Below are 22,817 nucleotides of genomic sequence, written 5' to 3'. Positions count from 1 at the left end.
CCGTCGACACCGTCTCCACCTCCGGAGCCCTCCCCCGGCCCCGGAGCGGACCGCCCGTGCGCCACGCGGTGGTGGTGGGCGCCGGCGTGGCCGGGCTCACCGCCGCGTACGAGCTGTCCGGGGCGGGCGTGCGGGTCGAGCTGTTCGAGGCGGACGAGCGGCTCGGCGGGCACGCGCACACCCAGGAGGCCACCGGGCCGGCCGGGCGCGCGGCGGTCCTCGACACCGGGTTCCTGGTCCACAACGAACGCACCTACCCGCACCTCGTGCGGCTGTTCGCCGAACTCGGTGTGCGCACCCGGGCCGGCGAGATGAGCATGTCCGTGCACTGCGACGGGTGCGGCCTGGAGTACGCCGGTGCCCGCGGACCGGCCGGGCTCCTCGCGCAGCCCGGGGCCGCGCTGCGCGGCCGGTACCTGCGGATGCTGGCCGAGGTGCCGCGCTTCCACCGCCGGGCCCGCCGCCTGCTCGCCACGCCGGGGCACGACGGTCCGAGCCTGCGGGAGTTCCTCGCCACCGAGGGCTTCTCGCCGTACTTCGTGAGCCACTTCATGACGCCCGTGGTCTCGGCGGTGTGGTCGTGCGCGCCCGATCTCGCGGGCGACTACCCCGCGCGCTACCTGTTCAGGTTCCTGGACAACCACGGCATGCTCAGCGTGAACGGCTCGCCGACCTGGCGCACGGTGGTCGGCGGGTCCCGCACGTACGTCGAGAAGATCGCCGCGAAGCTCGCCGAGCGGCAGGGCACGGTGCATCGGTCGGCCCCCGTACGGGCGGTGCGCCGCCACCCGGGCGGCGTCACGGTCGTCACCGCCGACGGCCGGCGCACCCGGGCCGACGCGGTCGTCGTCGCCACCCACGCCGACCAGGCGCTGCGGCTGCTCACCGACCCGACCGACGCCGAGCTGGAGGTCCTCGGCGCCTTCCGGTACTCGCGCAACCCGACGGTCCTGCACCGCGATCCGTCCCTCCTGCCGGAGGCCGGCTGGGCGCGGGCGTCGTGGAACTACCGGATGCCCTCGTGCCACGGCCCGGCCGACCGGGTGCGGGTGAGCTACCACCTCAACCGACTGCTGGGGCTGGACACCGGCGACGACTACCTGGTCACGCTCAACGACGACGGGCACAGTGCCGTCCCGGAGGACCTGGTGGTCTCCCGCACGGTCTACGAGCACCCGATCTACACCGGGAAGACCGTCGCCGCCCAGCGCCGCCTGCCCGAGCTCGCCACCGCCAGGACGGCGTTCGCCGGCGCGTACCACGGCTGGGGGTTCCACGAGGACGGCTGCCGCTCGGGCGTCCGCGCCGCCCGCTCCCTGCTCGGGGCGCAGACGCCGTGACCGCGGAATCCCGCCGCCTGCCCGGCCCCTGGGGCGCCGTGCTGTACGAGACGCGCACCGCGCACGTGCGCACGGCCCCGCTGCGGCACGCCTTCCGGCACCACGGCTACCTGTGGCTGGTGGATCTCGATCACCTCCCCCGAATCCCCTGGCCGCTCCGGACACTGGCCGCCTTCCGGCCCCGCGACCACCACCTGGACGGCTCGGACGCGAACGCGACGATCCGCCAGGACCTCCAGCGCCACCTCGCCGCCCGGGGCGTGCACCTCGGCCGCGGCCAGGTGCTGATGCTCACCCAGGCCCGCTCCCTCGGGTACGTGTTCAACCCGCTCACCGTGTACTGGTGCCGCGACGAGGCCGGACGCCCGCTGTGCACCGTCGCCGAGGTGCACAACACCTACGGCGGCCGGCACCGCTACCTGCTGCACCCGGACGCCGGGGGCCAGGCCGGGACTCCGAAGGAGTTCCACGTCTCGCCGTTCTTCCCGGTCGACGGCGGCTACCGGATGTCACTGCCCGAGCCGGACGGGCACCTGCGCCTCGCCGTCCACCTGGAGCGCCCCGGCGGCCGCGTCTTCACCGCCACCGTGCACGGCACCGGACGCCCGGCGAGCCCCGCCACCCTGTTGCGGGCGGCCCTGCGGCACCCGTTCGCCACCCGGGCCGTGGGTTTGCACATCCGCTACCAGGGCATCCGCTTGTGGCTGCGCGGTGTGCCCGTCCACCCCCGTCCCCTCCCCGACGCCGCCCAGCCCCCCGCCGGGCACCCCGCACGCGAGGAAGAGGTGCCCTCCGCATGACCACCACCCCGGCCGCCCCACGATCGGCCCCGCCCGCCCCGCCGACCCCGGTCGTCGACCCGGCCCGCTGGCCCGACGTCGCCCGCGTGCCGCACGCCCCGCTGCGCGCCGCGGTCGCCGCCCGGCTGCTGCGCCGGGTCGCCGCCGGCCGCGGCCTGCGCGTCGAGCTGCCCGGCGGGCGCCTCCTGTGCCCCGCCCCGCCCGGCGCCCCCGTCCTGCGGCTGCACCACCCGCAGGCGTTCCTCCACCGCCTCGGCGAGAGCGGCCTGATCGGCTTCGGCGAGGCCTACCAGGCCGGCGACTGGGACAGCCCCGACCTGACCGCGCTGCTGACCGCGCTCGCCGCCGACCCGCACACCCTCGTCCCGACCGGCACGCGCTGGCTGCGCCGGCTGTACGTCCAGCGCCCGCCGGTCGCCGAGGCGTCCACGGTCGACGGCGCCCGGCGCAACATCTCCCGGCACTACGACCTGTCGAACGACCTGTTCGCCCTCTTCCTCGACCCGACGATGACCTATTCGTCGGCCATCTTCCCGACCGGCCCCGGCCGGGCCCCGCTGGCGACCTGGGACGGCCTGGCCGCCGCCCAGCACCGCAAGATCGACCGGCTGCTCGACCTGGCCGGGGTCGGCCCCGGCACCCGGCTGCTGGAGATCGGCACCGGCTGGGGCGAACTGGCCCTGCGGGCGGCCGCGCGCGGCGCCCGGGTGGTCAGCCTGACGCTCTCCGAGGAACAGCTCGCCCTCGCCCGCCGCCGCATCGCCGACGCCGGGTACGCGGGCCGGGCCGAGGTGCGGCTCTGCGACTACCGCGCCGCCGGGGGCGAGTACCACGCCGTGGTCAGCGCGGAGATGATCGAGGCTGTCGGGCGGCCCTTCTGGCCGGGCTACTTCCGCACCCTGGACCGGGTCCTGGCGCCCGGCGGCCGCGTCGCCCTCCAGGCGATCACCATGCCGCACGACCGGATGACGGCGAGCAGCCGCACGTACACCTGGATCCTCAAGTACGTCTTCCCCGGCGGCCTGATCCCGTCCCTGCGGGCCATCTCCGAGACCGCCGCCCGGCACACCGCCCTGCGCGTGGAAGTGGCCGACGCGTACGGGCCGCACTACGCCGAGACGCTGCGGCTGTGGCGCGAGCGCTTCACCGCGCACGCCGGGCAGGTCGCGGCGCTCGGCTTCGACGACGTGTTCCGGCGCACCTGGGAGCTGTACCTCGCGCACTCCGAGGCCGGGTTCCGCACCGGCTACCTGGACGTCCACCAGATCCTCCTCACCCGCGGGGCGCCCGCATGAGCCAGGCCGCCTTCGACGGCGGAGCGTTCGCCCTCAACCTCGCCGTCACCGCCGCCACCGTCCTCGCGATCATGCTCGCGACGTTCGTCGTCGGGGTGCGCACCGGGCGGCACCGGGCCGTCGACGTCGCGTGGGGCCTGGCGTTCGCCGAACTCGCCCTGGTCGGCTACCTCCTGTCGGACGGCCACGGCGGCCTCGGGCGGCGGATGCTCGTCACCGTGCTCGTCGTGGTGTGGGGCGTCCGGCTCTCCGCCCACCTGTGGTGGCGCGCCCGCGGCCTGCCGGAGGACCGGCGCTACGCGCAGATGCTCGCCCGCGTGCCCGAGGGTCCGGCCCGCGTCCGGTACGCGCTGCGCAAGGTGTACCTGCTCCAGGCCGCGCTCGTCTGGTTCGTCTCGCTGCCCGTCCAGGCGGCCCAGTACGTACCGTCCCCGCCCGGCGCGCTCGCCTGGGCCGGGGTCGCGCTGTGGGCCGTCGGCCTGGGCTTCGAGGCGGTCGGCGACCGGCAGCTCGCCCGCTTCAAGGCCGACCCCGCCGGCCGGGGCCAGATCATGGACCGCGGCCTGTGGCGCTACACCCGCCACCCCAACTACTTCGGCGACGCCTGCGTCTGGTGGGGCGTCTTCCTCCTCGTCGCCGACACGCCCGTCGGATGGGCGTTCGTCCTCAGCCCCGTCCTGATGACCTGGCTCCTGGCGTACGGCAGCGGGAAGCCGATGCTGGAACGCCAGATGGCCGCCCGACGCCCCGGCTGGGCCGAGTACGCGGCCCGCACCAGCGGGTTCTTCCCGCTGCCGCCGCGCCGAGAGCCCCGAACCCCGACCGCACCACCTGCGAGGCCCCACCCGTGACCGTCTCCATCGCCCTGTTCACCCAGGACCTGCGCCTGCACGACAACCCCGTCCTGCACGCCGCCCGCGCCGCGGGTGAGCAGGTCGTGCCGCTGTTCGTCCTCGACCCGGCCGTCGAGTCCGCCGGCTTCGCCGCGCCCAACCGGCTGGCCTTCCTCGCCGACTGCCTCGCCGACCTGGACACCTCGCTGCGGCGCACCGGTTCCCGGCTGGTGCTGCGCCGCGGCGACACCGCCGAGCAGGTGGCCCGCGTCGCCACCGAGGCCGACGCCTCCACCGTCCACGTCGCCGCCGGGGTCAGCTCGTACGCCCGGCGGCGCGAGGCCGCGCTGCGCAAGCACTTCGGCGACCGCCTGCACGTCCACGACGCCTCGCTGACGGTCGTCGGGGCGGGCCGGCTCACCCCGGCGAACCGCGACCACTACGCGATCTTCACCCCGTACCACCGCGTCTGGCAGGAAGCCCCCTGGCGGACGGTCCTGGGCGCGCCCCGGAAGCTCGACACGCCGGACGGCATCGGCGGCGAGGACCTCCCCACCGCCCGCCCGGCCTCGCCCGCCCTGCCGCGCGGAGGCGAGAAGGCCGGCCGTGACCTCCGACGCGGCTGGGACATCGACGCGTACGCCGACCTCCACGACGACCTCGCCGCCGACGCCACCTCCCGCCTCTCCCCCTACCTGCACTTCGGCTGCCTGTCCCCCACCGAACTCGCCGTCCGAGCCCAGCAGCACGGCGGCGACGGAGCCCAGGCCTTCGTCCGGCAGCTCGCATGGCGCGACTTCCACCACCAGGTCCTCGCCGCCCGACCCGAGGCCGCCCACGACGACTACCGCACCAAAGGCGATCACTGGCACCACGACGACCGCGAGGCCGAGGCCTGGCGCCGGGGCCGCACCGGCTACCCGATCATCGACGCCGCCATGCGCCAGCTCGCCCACGAGGGCTGGATGCACAACCGCGGCCGGCTGCTGACGGCGAGCTTCCTCACGAAGAGCCTCTACCTCGACTGGCGCATCGGGGCCGCCCACTTCCTCTCGCTGCTCGTCGACGGCGACGTGGCCAACAACCAGCTCAACTGGCAGTGGGTCGCGGGCACCGGCACCGACACCCGCCCCAACCGGGTCCTCAACCCGCTGCGCCAGGCCGACCGCTACGATCCTGAGGGGAGGTACGTCCGCCGGTGGGTCCCCGAACTCGCCCACCTCCCGGGGGCCGCCATCCACCGCCCCTGGCTCCTCGCCCCCGACTACCCGGCCCCGATCGTCGACCCCGACACCCTCAGTGCGCGGCTGCGGCACGCCCGGGGCCTGAACTGACAAGGAGCGCGCCGATCCGTCCGGGCCGCCCGCTCCGAAGTCCCCGAAGCTGTCGGCGACCCAAGCCGACACAGCCCGACAGCCCGACAGCCCGACAGCCACGGTCCCCGGCCCGAGGAACCCGCCATGAACAACCCGCCCCCCACCCCGCCCCGCTGCCTGGTCACCGGCGCGACCGGCTACATCGGCGGCCGCCTCGTCCCCGAGCTGCTCGCCCGCGGCCGCCCCGTGCGCTGCCTGGTGCGCGACCCCGGACGGCTACGGGACCTGCCCTGGCGGGAGCGGGTCGAGACCGCCGTCGGCGACGTCACCCGGCCCGCCACCCTCGCGGGGGCCTTCGACGGCATGGACGTCGCCTACTACCTCGTCCACTCCCTCGGCACCGGCCCCACGTTCGAGACCACCGACCGGGAGGCCGCCCGCGCCTTCGGAGCCGCCGCGGCCGCGGCGGGCGTCTCCCGGATCGTCTACCTCGGCGGGCTCGTCCCCGACGGGGTCGACGAGGCCGAGCTCTCCCCGCACCTGCGCTCCCGCGCCGAGGTCGGCCGCGCCCTGCGCGACAGCGGCGTCCCGACGGCCGAACTGCGCGCCGCCGTCATCATCGGCTCCGGCAGCGCCTCCTTCGAGATGCTGCGCCACCTCACCGAACGCCTGCCCGCGATGGTCACCCCGCGCTGGGTCGCCACCCGCATCCAGCCGATCGCCGTCCGCGACGTCCTGCGCTACCTGGCCGGCGCCGCGCTCCTGCCGCCCACCGTCAACCGGACCTTCGACATCGGCGGCCCCGACGTGCTCACCTACCGCGAGATGATGCGGCGCTACGCCCGGGCCGCCGGGCTGCACCGGCGCGTCATCATCCCCGTCCCCGTGCTCACCCCCGGGCTCTCCAGCCACTGGGTCGGCCTGGTCACCCCGGTACCGGGCTCCATCGCCCGGCCCCTCGTCGAGTCGCTGCGCCACGAGGTCGTGTGCGGCGAGCACGACATCGCCCGGTGGGTGCCCGACCCGCCTGAGGGCCTGATCGGCTTCGACCGCGCCGTGGCGCTCGCGCTGCGCCGCATCAAGGACGCGGACGTCGCCACCCGCTGGTCCTCCGCGTCCCTGCCCGGCGCCCCCAGCGACCCGCTGCCCACCGACCCCGACTGGGCCGGCGGCAGCCTCTACCAGGACCTCAGGGAACGCACCGTCGCCGCCGCGCCGGCCGACGTCTGGCGTGTGATCGAGGGCATCGGCGGCGCCAACGGCTGGTACTCCTTCCCGCTCGCCTGGGCCCTGCGCGGCCTGCTCGACCGTCTGGCCGGCGGCGTGGGCCTGCGCCGGGGCCGGCGCGATCCGGCCCGCCTCCGGGTCGGGGACTCGCTCGACTTCTGGCGGGTCGAGGAGATCGAACCGGGGCGCCTGCTGCGGCTGCGCGCCGAGATGCGGCTGCCCGGCCTGGCCTGGCTGGAGCTCTCCGTCGCCCCGGACGGGGGGCACGGCACCCGCTACCGGCAGCGCGCGCTGTTCCACCCGCACGGCCTGGCCGGACACGCCTACTGGTGGTCGGTGGCGCCGTTCCACTCGGTGGTCTTCGGCCGCATGGCCCGCAACGTCACCGAACGCGCCCGCCGGCCGCGCTGAGCGTCACCAGCCACCGCCAGCGCGGTAGTTCGGTGCCGCAGCAGGCGAGCGCGAGGACGGACACGAGCGCCGCCGCCCACACCGGGAACAGCAGCCAGCCGGCGGCGACGGCCCCGGCGAGCTCGGCGAGCACCATCAGGACCGTGACCCACCCGGGCACCGCGACGACCGTCGCCCGCTTGTCCCCGGGCGTCTGCAGCACGGCCGGCACGCCGACCAGCACGACGTCCACCCCGATCGCGAGCAGCACCGAGAGCGGCCACAGCGCGATCGGCAGCCCGATCCACCCGACCAGCTCCAGGCCCGCCCTCAACCCGGTGGCGTACCAGGGTTCTTCGTACGTCTGCGTCATCGTCGCCTCTCCCCCGTGCAGAGTGCCGGGGCAGCGTAGCGCGCGCCGCTCTCCGGGCACACCCGTACCGGCCACCTCTGAACGACACCGCTGGCCTTGACGTCGGCGTCAACGTCTAGCGTTCTTCCCATGCGGATCGGCGAGCTGGCGGCACAGGCGGGGACGAGCACCCGCACCCTTCGGTACTACGAGTCGCGCGGGCTGCTGCCCGCCCGGCGCAACGGCAACGGCTACCGGGCGTACGACGAGGCGGACCTTCGGCTCCTGCGGCAGATCAGGACGCTCCAGGACTTCGGGTTCGACCTGGAGCAGACCCGCCCGTTCGTCGAGTGCCTCCAGGCCGGGCACCCGGAGGGCGACTCCTGCCCCGCCTCGCTGGACGTCTACCGCAGCCGACTCGCCGAGCTCGACGCGTGCCTGGCCCGGCTGGCCGAGGTCCGCGACCGGGTCGCCGCCCAGCTGGCCCGCGCCGAGCTCCGGGCCGGGGCCGACCACCCGGGCGGTCCCGAGCCGCACTGCGAGCTGTCCACCGCCCCCGCGCGACATGAGGAGAGTTGAGATGACGGGAACGGAGATTCCGACCGTGACGGACGCGAGCTTCGCCGCCGAGGTGCTCGCGGCCGACGTACCGGTCCTGGTGACGTTCACCGCCGACTGGTGCCCGCCGTGCCGGACGGTCGCACCGGTGCTCGCGGAGATCGCCCGGGAGAAGGCGGGAGAACTCAAGGTCGTCCAGGTGGACGTGGACACCAACCCCGAGTCCCAGGCGGCCTACTCGATCCTCTCCATGCCGACGATGGTGCTCTTCCGCGACGGCGAGCCCGTGCGCAGCATCATCGGCGCACGGGCGAAGGCCCGGCTGCTGCGGGAGCTGGCCGACGTCATCTGATCGCCGGCCCCGGGGGCGCGGCCAGGGCCCGGCGCGTCCCGAGGGCCAGCAGGACCACGCCGGTCGACGCGGCCAGGGCGAGGGCGCGTTCCGCGTAGCCGGCGCCGTCGTGGCCGTGCAGCCCGACGAAGGCGATCACGCCGACGAACATCACCGGACTGAAGGCGAGGGCGCGCCCGGACCAGACCTGCCACGCCGGGTTCGCGCGGAAGCGGGCGGCCAGGACGGACGGGGTGATCACCAGCACCGGGAAGCCGACGAACGAGATCGCCAGGTGTCCCGCCGCCCGCCACGAGCCCGTCCCGAGGCTCTGCACACAACCGGGGTCGGCCGCCCGGCAGTCGAGGCGGAAGAGGACGTCCCACACGTTGTCCAGCCCCAGCGGGGACGCGGCGACCAGCCAGGCTTCCGCAGGCAGCCGCCCGTCGGGAGCGGCGAGTGCCGGGCCCAGCGCGAAGAGGGCGAACACGATGGTCACAACCCCCGCGACACCCTGCGCCGCCAGCACGAGCCCCGCGTGATCCGCCGTCCGCGCCCCCAGGTCGCTGATCCCGTGCGCGGAGATCCGGTAGCCCCGCCCCTCCGTCAGCCCGCCGACCCACCACACGGCGGTGAGAAGGACCTGGGCGGCTATCGCGCCCCGGACAAGTGCCATCCGCGTACTGCGCATCCCGCGCCCCCTCGATGCCCATCCCCCGTTGATACAGTTGTATCAGATGGAGCGCGACTGCCGGTTCCCTTCGAGTCGGCCCGCCTCAGGCCAGCACCTCGGCGAGCATCTCCCTCAGCGGCGGTCCGTCCATCGCCGCGCGCAACTCCTCGACGCCCGCCCGCCGTTCCGCCGCTCCGAGCGTCAGGTACTGCTCGATCCGCTCGTTCAGGCAGCGGCGGAACCGATCGTAGTGCGTGTCGTCGCGGCGGATCCGCCCGGCCAGCTCGACCAGCGCCGCCGTCCCCGCGACGTCGTCCTCGGGGACCGGGTGACCGGGCACCAGGGCGGCCAGACCGACGGCGGTCTTGGCGAACAGGGTCCGCTCCAGTCGGCGGACGGTGAACAGGTGCGCGTAGTGCTGCTCGGGCAGCGCGAGCGGGAGGCGGCCGAGGGCCAGCGCCTCGTGGAGGGCGGTCAGGCCGGGAGTCAGCAGGTAGTGCGGGGTGGTGGCGACGTGCCGGAGCAGCTCGCGCTGCGGCACCAGCCGGCAGTCCGCCAGCCGTCCGTCCACCGCGACGGTGCGCGCCCGCCGGCCACCGAACGGCCCGCCGCAGACCAGCACCCGGCGGAAGCGGGGCCAGTCGCGCAGGAGATCGGGCAGCCAGCGCTCGATCAGCAGCAGGTAGTCGTTGTGCTCGTCGAAGTCGAGCAGGAAGTTGCGGAACCCGCCGAGGTTCACCAGCAGGTCGTACGCCGGCGCGGACGGCGCGGACGTCCCCCCGCCCGCCGCCGCCCGCAGCCCGTTGTGGTCGACCAGCGCGCCGGTCGTCCGGGGCACCCGCCCGACGCCGAGGGCGGCGAACTCCGCGATGCGCTGCCGGACGCCCGGGAAGTTCTGCACCAACCCGTGGGTGGCGAGCAGATGGGCGGCCAGCACCCGCTCGTGCGGGGAGAGTTCACCGAGGTGCCGGTCCGCCGCCCCGAAGCCGGTCCGCGGAAGCGTCTCACACAGCCGCAGGATCTCCGCCAGCGGCCGCTCCCGGCGCCAGAACGAGAACAGGCTGTCCAGCAGGATCACCGGCCGCTCCGCGAGCACGCCGTGCAGCACGAGGTCGGCGTCCATCACGGACACCACGCCGTCGCAGCCGTCCAGCAGCCGGCGCAGCCCGGCGCAGCGCGGCGCCGGGGAGCGGATCTCGTCGAAGGCGTCCGGATTGCAGTGGGCGAACTCGGCGGCCACGCCGTCCCCGACGAAGATCCGCTCATGACCGCTCAACGCCCGTGCGACCGCCACGAGTTCGGCGGCCGGCCCGAAACCGCAGTTCTGCGCCCCCATCACGAGCCGCACGGCGTCGCCTCCGGCTCCTCCGGCGCCAGGAGCACGTCCAGCTGCCGGGCGAACTCCTCCGGGTGCTTGGCGTACCCGGCGTGCCCGCCCGGGAACAGCACCAGATCGCGGCCGAGGAGGGCGGCGAGCTCGGCGACCGGACGGTGGATCAGGTAACCGCGCGACTCCAGGCCGCCGACCGGCGTGATCCGGGCGGCCAGCCGCGCCAACGCGGCGACGTCCACGGGAAACGCGGTCGTCGGCCGCATGACGTGGGCCAGGAAGAACGCGGTGTTGTCGCGCACTTCGGGCAGCGCGGGCGCCGGCCGTCCGCCGAAGGCACCCGCGAGGCTCAGCATCGCCGCCGCGACCCCGTCGCGCCGGTAGGTCTCGTGCACCTCCTCGAAGAACGCCACCTGCGCCTCCCCGTCCGGCAACAGCCGCATCGCCGGGGGCTCGTGGGCGACCACCGCGGCCACGCGGTCGGGCTTCGTCAGGAGCAGTTCGAGGGCGACGAGCGCACCTGCGCAGCTGCCGAAGGCGAGGACGGGCCCGTCGCCCGAGGCGTGCCGGTCGAGCAGCCGGAGCGCGTCCTGCGCCTGGACGTCGACCCGCTGGTCGACCGGCGGCCCGGTCAGCGGGCTGCGGGAGATCCCGCGCGGGTCGTAGCTCAGCACCCGGTAGCGGGCGCAGAGTTGCTCGGCCAGCGGCTCGAAGACCGCCGCGTCCGAGGCGCCGCCGGGCACCAGCAGGAGCAGCGGTCCGGTGCCCCTGACCTCGAAGTGCAGGCGCGCCCCGGGGACGTCCAGGGTGCCGGTCTCCAGCGCTGCCATCACGTGCTCCAGGCGCGTTCCGGTGTCGGGCGGTCCCCGGCAGGATACCCACCGGACGCGAACGTCCCGGTGGTCCGACGCGCTGGCGGAAACCGGACTGAACGCGAGTTCACGCCCGGTCCGGAAATCGTCTCAGGATCCCCACGGACACCACGAAGCCCACGAATTGATCGAATTCCCTCGCGCCACACCGATCGAACACAGACTCTCCTGCTGCGCCACCGGATAATCGGAGTATGGACTTTGGGATGTCGGTCGCGTAGCGTGGCCGCCGTCGATCTCATCGACTTCTATGTCTCCGGGGGTCTCACTTGTCATCGGAGTATTCAATCGCCATCGTCGGCATGGGTTCTCGCGGTTGCAGCATCCTTGAACGGATCGTCACCCTGGCACCCAGGACCGGAAAGAACGGTGCACCACCCGGCCGGTTACGCGTGGAGGTCATCGACCCCTTATCCGGGGGCGAGGGACTCCATTCCGTCTCACAGCCCGACTACTTACTGCTGAATACCTTGTGCGGCGAGATATCGATGTTCCCCGACCGGGACGCGGTCGGGGCGTACGCAGGCGAGGACGGCCCGAGCCTGTACGAGTGGGTGACCGAACGCGGTCTGATGATCGCCGGGGACGGGTACACGGTGGGCCGCACCGGCCGGCCCATCCGCCCCAACGACTTCCTGCCCAGGCGGGTGCTGGGCGAGTACCTGCAGTGGTTCTTCGCCCGCCTGCGGGAACGGGCCCCCTCCTGGATGAGCGTGAACGTGCACCGCTCCCTGGCGACCTCGCTGTCCTCGGCTCCCGGCCCGGGCGTCCGGATCGGCCTCGCCGACGGTTCCACCGTCGCCACCGATTACGCCTTCCTGACCGTCGGCCACGTCCCCAACCGGGAGAATTCCCTGCCGGTCGCGGCCGAATTCCCGTCGGCCGCCGCCCGTCACATCGGCGACCCGTACCCGCTCCCCGGCAAACTCGCGGTCATCGCGCCGGAGGACTCGGTGGCGGTCGCCGGATTCGGCCTGTCGGCCATGGACGTCATCGCCGCATTGACGGTCGGCCGCGGCGGCCGATTCTCCCGGGACGGCGGGCGGCTGCGCTATCGGCGCGGCGGCGGCGAACCGCAATTGCTCCTCTATTCCCGCTCCGGAGTTCCGTTCCGGGCCCGCCCGCACCGCATGCGAATGAACAGCCGCTTTCAGCCGCTGGTCCTCACCCGGGCGGCGGTGGCCGAGTTCCGCGAGGCCGGGCCGCTCGACTTCGACGACTGCCTGTTCCCGCTGCTGCTGACCGAGATGCGGATCGCCTACCACCGGTGCCGCGCCCTGGTCGAGGGCGGTGCCGACGCCGAGGCGGCGCTCGCCGCCGAGCTCACCGCGGCGGCCGACACCGACAAGCTCCCCGCGACGCTCGACCTGCTCGACCAACTGCACGGCTCCTTCGACCCGTTGAAGGCCTGGGACGACTCCGCCGCGATGGAACTGCGCGACAGCGGCGGCTATCAGCAGTGGCTGGCGGAAACGATTCACCACGATCTCGTCGAGGCCGAACGCGGACTGGACCACAGCCCGCTGAAGGCGGCGCTGGAGGCCGTCCGCGAGGTCCGCGACGTCCTGCGCGACGCCGTCAACTTCGGCGGCCTGAGCGACGCCTCCCTCGACCGGTTCCTGCGCACCACCGTGCCGCTGTTCAACCGCGCCGTGGTGGGCCCCCAGAAGGAGCGGCACGCCGAACTCCTCGCCCTCATCGAGGCGGGCGTCGTGCGCACGCCGTTCGGCGCGGCTCCGTCGCTGCACTGGAACGACGCCGACGGCCGGTGGACGATCGCCTCGACCCGCCTGGCCACCCCGCACCGCGAGGACGTCGACTGGCTCTGCGCGGGCAACTCGCCCTGGCCCGCCGCCGACGCCTCCGCCAGCCCGCTGATCCGCTCCCTCCACGAGGACGGCCGGATCCGCCGCCTCCTCCCCGACAGCACCGCCGTCCGGGGCGCCGACGTCGACGCCTCGCTGCACCCGGTCGACGCCGCCGGCGTGAGCGACCCGCGGCTGTGGCTGATCGGGCCCCTGTGCGAGGGCGCCACCTTCTACAACCACCTCGTCCCCACCCCCGGCTACTCGCGCGCCTTCGTCGACGCCCACCGCTGCGTCGCCGAGCTCTTCGCCCTCGACTGACGAGAGGAACGCCCCGTGACCACCGACACCACCACCGGCCGCCCCGGCGCCGCCAACGAGCAGGACGAACTCGCCAAGGGCCAGTGGAACGACGCGTACCGGCTGGACGACGGCCACACCAACCTCTGGGGCGACCCGCCGGTGCCCTACGTCGTGAACGCGGCCAAGCTGTTCGCCGACCACGACGCCTTCGTGGTCCTGGACCTGCCCTGCGGCGACGGCCGCAACCTGCCCCCGCTCGCCCAGGCGGCCACCGTCGTCCTCGGCGGCGACACCTCCCGCAACGCGATGGGGATCGCCCGCCGGGTGGTGGCCAAGGCCAACGCCGACAACGTCGTCTTCAAGGTGACCGATGCCTTCGCGACCGGCCTGCCCGACGACTCCGTCGACGGGATCTTCTGCTGGGACCTCCTCGGCCACCTCACCGAGCCCGTCAAGGCGCTCCAGGAGCTGTACCGGATCTGCCGCCCCGGCGGGCACGTCGTCGCGAACATGTGGACGATGAACGACTGTCAGGTCGGCGACCCCGGCATGAAGGAGATCCGGCCCAAGGAGTACCTGGACCACGCCGACTTCTACTGCCGCTTCTTCGACCGCCCCGACCTCGACGCCTACCTCGCCGACGCCGGGTTCGCCGACGAGGTCGCCGCGGTCGAGCTGCTGCGCTGGATGGAACCCCCGCACGCCGGCTACCGGCCGTACTTCCACGAGCACGAGAGCCTCGCCTTCACCATCCGCAAGAAAGGCCGGTGACCCGTGGCAGGACCACTGACCGGAAGGATCACCGCCAACCCGCACACCCTGCTGCACGACGAGGTCCTGGCCCCCCAGTTCGCGTTCGAGGTGGAGCACCTCCTCCCCTGGTACCTGGCGATCGAGAAGGTACTCGCCCTGGAGTACCTCCGGATGGACCTGATCGACGCGGGGCAGGCCGAGCTGATCGGCAAGGCGCTGCACGGCATCACGGCGACCACGGTCTCCGCGGACCCCGAGCGCAACATGTCGGACATCGCGTTCGCCCTGGAGCGGCACGTCGACCACCAGCTGCCGGCTCCCGTCCCGGCCTGGCACGTCGACCGCAGCCGCAACGACCTGCAGGCCTGCGCCCAGGTGATGTTCGCCCGGCACCAGCTGGCGCTCACCGCCGACGCCCTGCTCGCCTTCGGCCGCTGCGCCCACCGCCTGGCCGGGGAGAGCGCCGAGCTGCTCATGCCCGGCTACACCCACGCCCAGGCGGCGCAGGTCATCACGCCCGGCTACTACCTCGCCGCCGTCGGCGAGGAGGTGCTGTCGGCAGCCCGCCGGCTCCTCGCCACCTACGACGAGATCGACCTGTGCCCGCTGGGCGCCGGCGCGATGGCCGGCCAGGAACTCCCCTGGGACCGTGACCGCGCCGCCCGGCTGCTCGGCTTCGCCGGCCCGCGCCCGCACGCCCTCGTGGCGGTCGCCTCCCGGGACTGGGCGCTGCGCATCACCGGCGAACTCTCGCAGTTCGGCGTCGTGCTGAGCCGCTTCACCACCGACCTGATCTCCTGGGGCAGCAGCGAGTACGGCTTCATCGACCTGCCGGACGCCTACGCCGGGATCTCCTCGGCGATGCCGCAGAAGAAGAACTTCCCGCTCCTGGAACGGATCCGCGGCAAGACGGCCCACCTCGCCGCCTTCCACGTGGACACCCTGACGGGCCAGCGGAACACCCCGTACTCCAACTCGGTCGAGGTCTCCAAGGAGGCCGGGGCCAACGTCCTGACGGCGTTCCGCACCGCCCGGAGCGCCCTCACGCTCGCCACCGCCGTCCTGGACAACCTGGAGTTCCGCGCCGACCGCATGCGCGAGGCCTGCGAGCGCGAGTACCTCGGCGGGTTCACGCTCGCCAACCTGCTCACCCTCGAACAGGGCGTGCCATGGCGGACGGCCCAGGTGGTCGCCGGCGGCTACGTCCTGGCGGCCATCGGGCAGGGCGCGTCCCCGCAGGACGTCCGGCCCGACCTGCTGCGGCAGGTCGCGCAGGAGCACGGCCTCGAGATCGCCGAGCCGCAGCGCCTGCTGGCGACCGCGTTCGACGCCGGCGCGGGCATCCGGCGCAAGGTCTCCGCAGGGTCGACCCGGCCGGAAGAGGTCCGCGCGATGCTCGCCGACCAGAGCGGCCGCTACGACGCGAACGAGGCCGCCTGGGCGGCCCGGCGCCGCCGGATCCGCGAGGCCTGCGCGGAGACCGACCGCCTGCTGGGCCTCACGTCCGCCTGAGCTGCCCGCCGGAGCAGCCCGCCCGAACCGCCACCCGAACCGCCGGGGGGCACGGCACCCCACGATCACGGACACCCACCGACGCCCGGCGACGGCCACCACCCGTCCGTGACGGTCCATGACGGCCCATGACGGTCCAATGACGGTCAACGAGGAAACCACCATGTTCATACGGAAGGAAGCGGGCATCGGGACCGCCAACGGCACCTTCGGCGAGCTGCTGCAGGGGATGCTCCTCGAACGCCAGCGCCGGTTCCTGGTCACCCTGCCCATCGACGCCTGGTCGACGGCGGTCTTCCGGGCCACCACGACCACCGACGAGATCACGGTGACACCCACCTGGAAGCGCAAGTCCCGACAGCTGGCCACCCGGATCCTGCGCGCCCACGGCTACGTCGGCGGCGGCACCCTGGCGCTCGACACGGCGATCCCCGAGGGCAAGGGCCTCGCCAGCTCCTCGGCCGACCTCGTCGCCACCGCCCGCGCCGTGGCCGACGCCCTGGGGATCACCCTCACCGAACCCGAGATCGAGTACTTCCTGCGCGGGATCGAACCCTCCGACGGCGTCATGTACGCGGGCGTCGTCAGCTACTACCACCGCGAGGTGCGCCTGCGCGAGCGGCTCGGCTTCCTGCCCCCGCTCACCGTCGTGGCCCACGACCCCGGCGGCACCGTCGACACCGTCGACTTCAACCAGACGGTCACCGCGCCGACCATGCGCGAACGCCGCGAGTACCGCGACCTCCTCGACACCCTGAGCACCGCCGTGAGCTCCGGCGACCTCGCCGCCGTCGGCGAGGTCGCCACCCGCAGTGCCGAACTGCACACCCGCCGCCTCCCCCGCCCCGACTTCGAGGAGCTGCACCGGATCTGCCGCGACCACGACGGCCTCGGCCTGGTCGTCGCCCACAGCGGCACCGTCCTCGGCATCCTCCTCGGCGAACACGGCACCGACCCGCAGCGGCTCGAACGGGTCCTCGCCCGCTGCGCCCGCCTCCCGGGCACGGTCGAGGTCCACCGCACGCTCGGCAAGGCCGATTACGACACCCCGCCCCCCTCTGTCCACCACGCCGGCTCCATCGGAGGAGACTGTGCTCTTTGACAGTGTTGTCGACGCGATAGGCCACACCCCACTCGTCCGGCTGCGCCTTGACGCACCCGCCGGCGTGGAGGTCTTTGCCAAGCTGGAGTGCCAGAACCTCTTCGGGATGAAGGACCGGGTCGCCCGCAACATCATCCTGACCGCCAAGCGGACCGGCGCCCTGCCCGACGGCGCGGCGATCGTCGAGAGCTCGTCGGGGACGATGGCCCTCGGCGTCGCCCTCGTCGGCCGCGCGCTCGGCCACCCCGTCCACATCGTCACCGACCCGCGCATCGACGAGATCACCCTCGCCAAGCTGCGCTCCCTCGGCTGCGAGGTCCACATCGTCGAGGCCATGACCGGGACGGGCTGGCAGGGCGCCCGGCTGGAACTCCTCGCGCAGCTACGCGCCGAACTCCCCGGCGCGTTCTGGCCGGACCAGTACGGCAATCCCGACAACCCGGCCGGCTACCGCGCCCTGGCGGCCGAACTGCTCGACGACCTCGGCGGGTTCGACGTCCTGGTCGGCTCGGTCGGCAGCGGCGGCTCGCTCTGCGGCACGGCGCGGCAGCTGCGCACCACCCTGCCCGCGCTGCGCGTCGTCGGGGTGGACTCCGTCGGCAGCGTCCTCTTCGGCCAGCCCGACCAGCCCGGACGCAAGCAGAGCGGCCTCGGCAACAGCCTCATGCCGGGCAACCTCGACCGGCGGCTGATCGACGAAGTGCACTGGCTCAACGACCTGGAGGCCTTCACCGCGACCCGCGACCTCGCCCGCGACCAACAGATCTTCGCGGGCAACACCTCCGGATCCGTCTACCGGTTGCTGCGCCACCTCGCGGCCCGGGCGACTCCGGGCACGAAGATCGTCGGCATCCTCCCCGACCGCGGCGACCGCTACACGCGCACCATCTACGACGACGCCTACTGGACCGAGCACCGGGTGGACCGGCAGGTACCCGCCACCGCGCCCGTCACGATCACCCCGGGTCAGGTCGCCGAGCGCTGGTCGCGCGCCGAGGAGATCGAACGCTCCGCCGACCGCCAGCGCCTGCTCTTCGTCGAGTCGAACACCACCGGCACCGGCATGCTCGCCCTGCGGCTCACCCGGGACCTCGGACTCACCCCGGTCCTGCTCACCAACTCCCCCGAGCGCTACCCGGACGTGGCCGGGACCGGCTGCGAGGTGGTCACCTGCGACACCAACTCGGCCGCGGCGCTGCGCCAGGCCGTCCGCGCCGGCTGGCGCCGCGAGGAGATCGCCGGGGTCGCCACCACGAGCGACTTCTACCTCCCCGCGGTGGCCGAACTCGCCACGCTCCTGGGCCTGCCGGGGAACTCCGTGGAGAGCATGACCGCGTGCCGCAACAAGGCGGTCACCAGGGCCCGCCTGGCGGAGGCCGGCGTCCGCCAGCCGCGCTTCGCGATCCTCACCGACCCGGCGCAGGCGCCGGAGGCGGTGGCCCGGGTCGGCCTGCCCTGCGTGGTCAAGCCGGCCGACGACAGCGGGTCCAACCACGTGCTGCTCTGCTCGACGGCCGAACAGGCGGTCGCGCAGAGCCGGGTGATCCTCGCCGAGAGGGTCAACGTCCGCGGGCAGGCCACGGCCGGCACGGTACTCGTCGAGGAGTACCTGGACGGTCCGGAGTTCAGCGTCGAGACGTTCAGCTGGGCGGGCGAGGTGCACTGCGTCGGGGTCACCCAGAAGCACCTGGCCGGCCCGCCGCACTTCGTCGAGCACGGCCACGTCTTCCCCGCCGCGGTACCGCCGCACGTCGCGAACGAGCTGAGCGGGGCCGCCCGGCGCGCCGTCCGGGCGGTCGGACTGACCAGCGGCGCCGCCCACACCGAGGTCCGGCTCACCCCGGAGGGCGCGGCCGTCATCGAGGTCAACGGCCGCCTCGCGGGCGGGATGATCCCCGAACTCGTCCGGCTCTCCACCGGGATCCACCTGCTCCAGGAACAGCTCCGCGCCGCCCTCGGCCGCCCGCCCCGGCTGAACCGCACCCCCACCAAGGCCGCCGCCATCCGCTTCCTCCTCCCCGACCGTGCGGGCACCTTCTCGCACGTCTCCGGGACCGGGGCGGCCCAGGCTCTCGAAGGTGTCCGTCATGTCACCGTCACGGCTCGCCCGGAACAGCGCGTGGAGCCCGCCCGGAACGCATACCATCGGCTCGGCTACGTCATCGCCGAGGGCGAATCCCCGGACGCGGCCGCCCAGTTGTGCGCCAAGGCGCACGACGAACTGACGATCGTGCTGCGAGAGCGGGACACATGACCAAAGCGCAATCCACCGCGAGTCCGGTACCCACCGCCGACGGCTGGCCGCGGCGGAGAGCCGCCGTGCTGCGGGACGCGGTGGGCGTCGGGCTCGCGGTCGGCGCCCTGGGCCTGTCCTTCGGCGCCCTGGCCGTCGTCGCCGGCTTCTCGGTGCCGCAGAGCTGCGTGCTCTCGCTCCTGATGTTCTCCGGGGCCTCGCAGTTCGCCGTGATCGGCGTCCTCGGGGCCGGCGGCGCGGCCCTCACCGGCGCGGCGACCGCCACCCTGCTCGGCGTGCGCAACAGCCTCTACGGGCTGAACCTGTCCGCCCTCCTCCGGGTCGGCGGACTGCGGCGGGCGGCCACCGCGCAGCTGGTGCTCGACGAGAGTTCGGCGATGTCCATGGGCCGCGCCACCGAGCGGGAGGCCCGGCTGGCGTTCTACGCCACCGGCGCGGCCGTCTTCGTGTGCTGGAACATCGCCACGCTCGCCGGCGCGCTCGGCGCCAAGGTCCTGCCCGACCCCGAGGCGCTCGGCCTGGACGTCGCGTCGCCCGCGGCGTTCGTCGCGCTGCTGATGCCCCGGCTGCGCGAACGGCGGTTCTGGGCGGTGGCCGTGGCGGCCGCCGCCGTCGCGATCGCCGGGGTGCCGTTGCTGCCCGTCGGCGTGCCGGTGCTGCTCGCCGGTCTGGTCGCCGGCGCGGCCGCCCTCGCGCTGCGGAAGGAGAGCCGCTGATGTGGACCGCGATCCTCCTCGGCAGCCTCGGCGTCTACCTGCTCAAGCTGGCCGGCCTGTGCGTGCCGGAGTCGGTGCTCAAGCGGCGGCGGGTCCAGGAGATCTCGGCGCTGCTGCCCGTCGCCCTGCTGGCGGCGTTGGTCGCCGTGCAGACCTTCAGCCGCGGCCACGACCTCGTCCTGGACGCCCGCGCGGCGGGCTTCGGCGTCGCGGTGGTGGCCGCGGTCCTGCGGGCGCCCTTCCTCCTGGTGGTGGCGCTCGGCGCCGCGACCGCCGCGCTGCTGCGATTGGTGAGTTGACGTAGCGTCACGTGTCCCACGACGGACCGCGTATGCTCGGAGCGGCTGGCGACGCGGGGCCGTCCGGGCGGGTTCGGGCAGGTCCTCGCGCGGAGATCGCCACGCCCACCACTCGGGCCCCGCTGGGATTCCGCTCGGGTTCCGCTCACCCACCGCACGAGTACCGCAGAAGCACCGCAGTGTCACCGGAAAGGAGAAGGAGCCTGCGCGCCCGGTCGGGCGACCGCGGCTCCGACTGCCCATGGGAATCGACCACCACGGCCGCACGCACCGGCTGGACTGGGAAGACGTCACGCTGAGGGAATGGGACTGCACGGTCCTGTGGTCCGATCCGGGCGATCCCGAGGCCGGGATCGTCCTGGACCGCTCGGCCTTCTACCCCGGCGGCGGCGGTCAGCCGCCGGACCACGGCGTGCTGATCTGGCAGGGCGTGCAGACCTCGATCATCGGCACCCGCAAGGGCGACGACCTCTACCTGCTGCCCGCCCCGGGCGACCCCGTCCCGCCCGCGGGCACCACCGTCACCGGCGCCCTCGACGACCAGCGGCGCAGCTCGCTGATGCGCACCCACTCGGGGCTGCACGTCCTGTGCGGCACCGTCTTCCGGGACTTCGGCGCCCTGGTGACGGGCAACAACATGGAGCCGGGCGAGGCCCGGATGGACTTCAACCTGCCGGAGGTCCCGCCGGGCTTCAAGCAGGCCCTGGAGGACGCCGTCAACGCGGAGATCGCGGCCGACCGCAAGATCGTGGTCCGCACGCTGCCCAAGGAGGAGGCCGAGGCCATCCCGGACCTCGTCCGCACCCAGTTCAAGGCGCCGCCGGACATGCCCGAGGTCCGCGTGGTCGACATCGTCGGCCTCGACGCCCAGGCCGACGGCGGCACCCACGTCGCCTCCACCGGCCAGATCGGCCGCATCAGCGTCGTCAAGGTGGAGAACAAGGGCCGCCAGAACCGCCGCGTCCGGATCCGCCTGGAGCCCTGAGGCCCGGCGGCCGAGGCGCCCCCGGCGGCGGTACTCGCAAAAAAGTTCCCCTCCGCCGAAAGCTGCACGGCTTGTCATGACTGAAACACCGTCAGCGCGGGCATAACGACGACAGCCACCGATGGCCTCGGCTGGAACTCCCCCACGAGCCCAACCGAGGCCTGGCCGGCGACCGGGCCTGGACGTGACTCCCCCCACGGAGTGGCGACCAGGCCCGCATGGTGTTCAACCAGCGACACGCAGCGTACATGCCATATCAACGTAACGCTACTGTGCCGCCGGATCGGGCCCCGCCGGGCCCGCCGACAGGCACCCTCCGCGGCGCCGTCAGCGCCCCTGACCTGCCCCGACGACCTGCGGTGCGGCATCCGGGCGCGGCACAAGACGCTCGCGGTGGTGCTCCTCCGTCAGGTCGTGCCCGGCGAGGGCGTGGGTGAGCTCCAGCGTGATCACCACACCGGCCAGCGGCGAGCGCGGCGGTGTCGCGCGGGAGGCCCTCGGAGCCGTCATCACCCACGGGCACCGTTGCCGCACGCGCCTTCTGCCACTGTGGCCCCACGGCCTGCCGACCTCACCAGCGGTCGTGCACCTGCGGCCGGATCCGGCGGTCGTAGAGCTCCCGCACGGCGTCCAGGGTGGCCTCCGGCAGCGGCGCCAGGTCCGCGGCGGCCGCGTTGGCCCGCGCCTGCGTCACGGTGCGGGCGCCCGGGATCACCGTCGTCACCCCCGGCTGCTGAGTGATCCAGCGCAGCGCCGTCTGCGCCGCCGTGGCACCCTCGGGCGCGAGCGCGGCGAACTCGGCCGCCGCCTCCACGCCGGTCGCGAAGTCCACGCCGGAGAAGGTCTCCCCCTGGTCGAAGGCCTCGCCGTGCCGGTTGTAGGTGCGGTGGTCGTCGGCGGCGAACACGGTCTGCCGGGTGTAGCGGCCGGAGAGCAGGCCGGAGGCCAGCGGCACCCGGGCCAGGATCCCCACCCCGGCGGCCTCGGCGGCGGGCAGGACCCGCTCCAGCGGCTTGAGCCGGAAGGCGTTCAGGATGATCTGCACGCTCGCGACGCCGGGGCGGGCGATCGCGGTCAGCGCCTCGGCGCAGGTCTCCACGCTGACCCCGTAGGCGGCGATCCGCTCCTCCGCCACTAGGGTGTCCAGGGCGTCGAACACCTCGTCCGAGGAGTAGACGGGCGTCGGCGGGCAGTGCAACTGCACCAGGTCGAGCCGCTCCACGCCCAGATTGGCCCGTGAACGGTCGGCCCAGGCGCGGAAGTTGGCGAGGTGGTAGTGCTCGGGCCGCTGCTCGACCCGACGGCCGAACTTGGTGGCGACGAACACCCCGGCGTCCGGGCGGCCCTTCAGGTAGCGGCCGATCAACTGCTCGCTGCGGCCGTCGCCGTAGACGTCGGCGGTGTCGAAGAGGGTGACGCCGGCCTCCACGGCGGCGTCCAGGACGGCCAGGGCGTCCTCCTCGCGGACGTCCCCCCAGTCCGCGCCGAGCTGCCAGGTACCGAGTCCGACGATCGAGACGGGACGGCCGGTGCGGCCGAGTACGCGCTGTTCCATGACGCGAGCCTCTCACGCCTCACCACGCGAGACCCAGCGGCCGCCCCGGCCGGCCGTCACTCCGTCGGCGCCCCCGCCTCCTCGTGCCCGGCGCCCCGGCGCCCGTGACCGAGTATCACTGTCCGGCCGGCCCCGACGGCCGCGCAGCTGTTCGCAGGACTGCCATCCGGTTGTTACGGGTGTCCATTGACCTGCCGGAACGGTGTCGCCACCATC

At 73.9% G+C, this 22,817-nt stretch carries 22 protein-coding genes; 16 read left to right on the top strand and 6 right to left on the bottom strand.

Features of this window, described 5'->3' with window-relative positions; genetic code table 11:
* The first annotated feature begins 56 nt into the window (after positions 1-56).
* From PUR71_RS05800 to PUR71_RS05775, 6 genes are all read left to right on the top strand, one after another.
* A complete protein-coding gene (locus PUR71_RS05800; protein WP_329925250.1) occupies positions 57-1,340 on the top strand; it encodes an NAD(P)/FAD-dependent oxidoreductase in 1,284 nt (427 codons plus the stop codon).
* Positions 1,337-2,140, top strand: a complete 804-nt coding sequence (locus tag PUR71_RS05795) for a DUF1365 domain-containing protein (protein WP_443077376.1) — start codon at positions 1,337-1,339, stop codon at positions 2,138-2,140. The genes PUR71_RS05800 and PUR71_RS05795 overlap by 4 nt, the downstream gene beginning before the upstream one ends.
* Positions 2,137-3,435: a class I SAM-dependent methyltransferase gene (locus PUR71_RS05790; RefSeq protein WP_329925238.1), complete on the top strand. Its 1,299-nt coding sequence runs from the start codon at positions 2,137-2,139 to the stop codon at positions 3,433-3,435. The genes PUR71_RS05795 and PUR71_RS05790 overlap by 4 nt, the downstream gene beginning before the upstream one ends.
* Positions 3,432-4,286: a DUF1295 domain-containing protein gene (locus tag PUR71_RS05785; RefSeq protein ID WP_329925237.1), complete on the top strand. Its 855-nt coding sequence runs from the start codon at positions 3,432-3,434 to the stop codon at positions 4,284-4,286. The genes PUR71_RS05790 and PUR71_RS05785 overlap by 4 nt, the downstream gene beginning before the upstream one ends.
* Positions 4,283-5,602 (top strand): cryptochrome/photolyase family protein, encoded by a 1,320-nt coding sequence (locus PUR71_RS05780; protein ID WP_329925236.1) that lies wholly within the window; start codon positions 4,283-4,285, stop codon positions 5,600-5,602. The genes PUR71_RS05785 and PUR71_RS05780 overlap by 4 nt, the downstream gene beginning before the upstream one ends.
* 126 nt (positions 5,603-5,728) lie before the next feature.
* Positions 5,729-7,222, top strand: a complete 1,494-nt coding sequence (locus PUR71_RS05775; protein ID WP_329925235.1) for an SDR family oxidoreductase — start codon at positions 5,729-5,731, stop codon at positions 7,220-7,222.
* Here PUR71_RS05775 and PUR71_RS05770 read toward each other — a convergent pair.
* Entirely contained in the window at positions 7,194-7,574 is a 381-nt protein-coding gene (locus tag PUR71_RS05770; RefSeq protein ID WP_329925234.1) for a hypothetical protein, read from the bottom strand. The two genes, PUR71_RS05775 and PUR71_RS05770, sit on opposite strands and share 29 nt — an antisense overlap.
* A gap of 129 nt (positions 7,575-7,703) precedes the next feature.
* Between PUR71_RS05770 and PUR71_RS05765 the strand changes: the two genes are divergently transcribed.
* Positions 7,704-8,132: a MerR family transcriptional regulator gene (locus tag PUR71_RS05765; protein ID WP_329925233.1), complete on the top strand. Its 429-nt coding sequence runs from the start codon at positions 7,704-7,706 to the stop codon at positions 8,130-8,132.
* Between the two features lies 1 nt (position 8,133).
* Positions 8,134-8,463, top strand: a complete 330-nt coding sequence (gene trxA / locus PUR71_RS05760; protein ID WP_329925232.1) for a thioredoxin — start codon at positions 8,134-8,136, stop codon at positions 8,461-8,463.
* Here the strand turns inward: trxA and PUR71_RS05755 are convergent.
* The 3 genes from PUR71_RS05755 to PUR71_RS05745 all read right to left on the bottom strand — a co-directional run bounded on the left by PUR71_RS05755 (position 8,456) and on the right by PUR71_RS05745 (position 11,275).
* A complete protein-coding gene (locus PUR71_RS05755) occupies positions 8,456-9,118 on the bottom strand; it encodes a DUF998 domain-containing protein (protein WP_329925231.1) in 663 nt (220 codons plus the stop codon). The two genes, trxA and PUR71_RS05755, sit on opposite strands and share 8 nt — an antisense overlap.
* A 100-nt stretch (positions 9,119-9,218) precedes the next feature.
* Positions 9,219-10,463, bottom strand: a complete 1,245-nt coding sequence (locus PUR71_RS05750) for a hypothetical protein (protein ID WP_329925230.1) — start codon at positions 10,461-10,463, stop codon at positions 9,219-9,221.
* Complete coding sequence (locus PUR71_RS05745; protein WP_329925229.1) at positions 10,451-11,275, bottom strand: alpha/beta fold hydrolase; 825 nt, start codon at positions 11,273-11,275, stop codon at positions 10,451-10,453. Before PUR71_RS05745 ends, PUR71_RS05750 begins: the two co-directional genes overlap by 13 nt.
* A gap of 344 nt (positions 11,276-11,619) precedes the next feature.
* Between PUR71_RS05745 and PUR71_RS05740 the strand changes: the two genes are divergently transcribed.
* The 8 genes from PUR71_RS05740 (at position 11,620) to PUR71_RS05705 (ending at position 21,046) form a co-directional block, all read left to right on the top strand.
* Positions 11,620-13,443 (top strand): FAD/NAD(P)-binding protein, encoded by a 1,824-nt coding sequence (locus tag PUR71_RS05740; protein ID WP_329925228.1) that lies wholly within the window; start codon positions 11,620-11,622, stop codon positions 13,441-13,443.
* A gap of 15 nt (positions 13,444-13,458) precedes the next feature.
* Positions 13,459-14,196: a class I SAM-dependent methyltransferase gene (locus tag PUR71_RS05735; protein WP_329925227.1), complete on the top strand. Its 738-nt coding sequence runs from the start codon at positions 13,459-13,461 to the stop codon at positions 14,194-14,196.
* 3 nt (positions 14,197-14,199) lie between these two features.
* Entirely contained in the window at positions 14,200-15,690 is a 1,491-nt protein-coding gene (locus PUR71_RS05730; RefSeq protein WP_329925226.1) for an argininosuccinate lyase, read from the top strand.
* Between the two features lie 163 nt (positions 15,691-15,853).
* Positions 15,854-16,792 (top strand): GHMP family kinase ATP-binding protein, encoded by a 939-nt coding sequence (locus PUR71_RS05725; protein ID WP_329925225.1) that lies wholly within the window; start codon positions 15,854-15,856, stop codon positions 16,790-16,792.
* Positions 16,782-19,046, top strand: coding sequence for a pyridoxal-phosphate dependent enzyme (locus tag PUR71_RS05720; RefSeq protein WP_329925224.1), 2,265 nt, complete (start codon positions 16,782-16,784; stop codon positions 19,044-19,046). Before PUR71_RS05725 ends, PUR71_RS05720 begins: the two co-directional genes overlap by 11 nt.
* Positions 19,043-19,762, top strand: coding sequence for an AzlC family ABC transporter permease (locus PUR71_RS05715; protein ID WP_329925223.1), 720 nt, complete (start codon positions 19,043-19,045; stop codon positions 19,760-19,762). Before PUR71_RS05720 ends, PUR71_RS05715 begins: the two co-directional genes overlap by 4 nt.
* Positions 19,762-20,061, top strand: a complete 300-nt coding sequence (locus PUR71_RS05710) for an AzlD domain-containing protein (RefSeq protein ID WP_329925222.1) — start codon at positions 19,762-19,764, stop codon at positions 20,059-20,061. Before PUR71_RS05715 ends, PUR71_RS05710 begins: the two co-directional genes overlap by 1 nt.
* 241 nt (positions 20,062-20,302) lie before the next feature.
* Positions 20,303-21,046 (top strand): alanyl-tRNA editing protein, encoded by a 744-nt coding sequence (locus PUR71_RS05705; protein ID WP_329925221.1) that lies wholly within the window; start codon positions 20,303-20,305, stop codon positions 21,044-21,046.
* A 327-nt stretch (positions 21,047-21,373) separates the two neighbouring features.
* On the opposite strand, the gene PUR71_RS05700 is transcribed toward PUR71_RS05705, so the two are convergent.
* Together PUR71_RS05700 and PUR71_RS05695 are read right to left on the bottom strand one after the other, a co-directional pair.
* Positions 21,374-21,556, bottom strand: coding sequence for a hypothetical protein (locus PUR71_RS05700; RefSeq protein ID WP_329925220.1), 183 nt, complete (start codon positions 21,554-21,556; stop codon positions 21,374-21,376).
* A 61-nt stretch (positions 21,557-21,617) separates the two neighbouring features.
* On the bottom strand, positions 21,618-22,601 hold the full coding sequence (locus tag PUR71_RS05695) for an aldo/keto reductase (RefSeq protein ID WP_329925219.1): 984 nt from the start codon (positions 22,599-22,601) through the stop codon (positions 21,618-21,620).
* Positions 22,602-22,817 lie beyond the last annotated feature (216 nt).

It is taken from the genome of Streptomyces sp. SP17BM10 (assembly GCF_036322405.1).
Lineage (GTDB): Bacteria > Actinomycetota > Actinomycetes > Streptomycetales > Streptomycetaceae > Kitasatospora.
This window is presented reverse-complemented; position numbering and strand designations above follow the sequence as displayed.

Excerpts from the sequence above, each read along its gene's own strand:
- PUR71_RS05790 (WP_329925238.1), top strand. The coding sequence starts at position 2,137 with ATGACCACCACCCCGGCCGCCCCACGATCGGCCCCGCCCGCCCCGCCG.
- PUR71_RS05785 (WP_329925237.1), top strand. The coding sequence starts at position 3,432 with ATGAGCCAGGCCGCCTTCGACGGCGGAGCGTTCGCCCTCAACCTCGCC.
- PUR71_RS05775 (WP_329925235.1), top strand. The coding sequence starts at position 5,729 with ATGAACAACCCGCCCCCCACCCCGCCCCGCTGCCTGGTCACCGGCGCG.
- PUR71_RS05770 (WP_329925234.1), bottom strand. The coding sequence starts at position 7,574 with ATGACGCAGACGTACGAAGAACCCTGGTACGCCACCGGGTTGAGGGCG.
- PUR71_RS05765 (WP_329925233.1), top strand. The coding sequence starts at position 7,704 with ATGCGGATCGGCGAGCTGGCGGCACAGGCGGGGACGAGCACCCGCACC.
- trxA (WP_329925232.1), top strand. The coding sequence starts at position 8,134 with ATGACGGGAACGGAGATTCCGACCGTGACGGACGCGAGCTTCGCCGCC.
- PUR71_RS05755 (WP_329925231.1), bottom strand. The coding sequence starts at position 9,118 with ATGGCACTTGTCCGGGGCGCGATAGCCGCCCAGGTCCTTCTCACCGCC.
- PUR71_RS05745 (WP_329925229.1), bottom strand. The coding sequence starts at position 11,275 with ATGGCAGCGCTGGAGACCGGCACCCTGGACGTCCCCGGGGCGCGCCTG.
- PUR71_RS05740 (WP_329925228.1), top strand. The coding sequence starts at position 11,620 with ATGGGTTCTCGCGGTTGCAGCATCCTTGAACGGATCGTCACCCTGGCA.
- PUR71_RS05725 (WP_329925225.1), top strand. The coding sequence starts at position 15,854 with ATGTTCATACGGAAGGAAGCGGGCATCGGGACCGCCAACGGCACCTTC.
- PUR71_RS05715 (WP_329925223.1), top strand. The coding sequence starts at position 19,043 with ATGACCAAAGCGCAATCCACCGCGAGTCCGGTACCCACCGCCGACGGC.
- PUR71_RS05710 (WP_329925222.1), top strand. The coding sequence starts at position 19,762 with ATGTGGACCGCGATCCTCCTCGGCAGCCTCGGCGTCTACCTGCTCAAG.
- PUR71_RS05705 (WP_329925221.1), top strand. The coding sequence starts at position 20,303 with ATGGGAATCGACCACCACGGCCGCACGCACCGGCTGGACTGGGAAGAC.
- PUR71_RS05700 (WP_329925220.1), bottom strand. The coding sequence starts at position 21,556 with ATGACGGCTCCGAGGGCCTCCCGCGCGACACCGCCGCGCTCGCCGCTG.
- PUR71_RS05695 (WP_329925219.1), bottom strand. The coding sequence starts at position 22,601 with ATGGAACAGCGCGTACTCGGCCGCACCGGCCGTCCCGTCTCGATCGTC.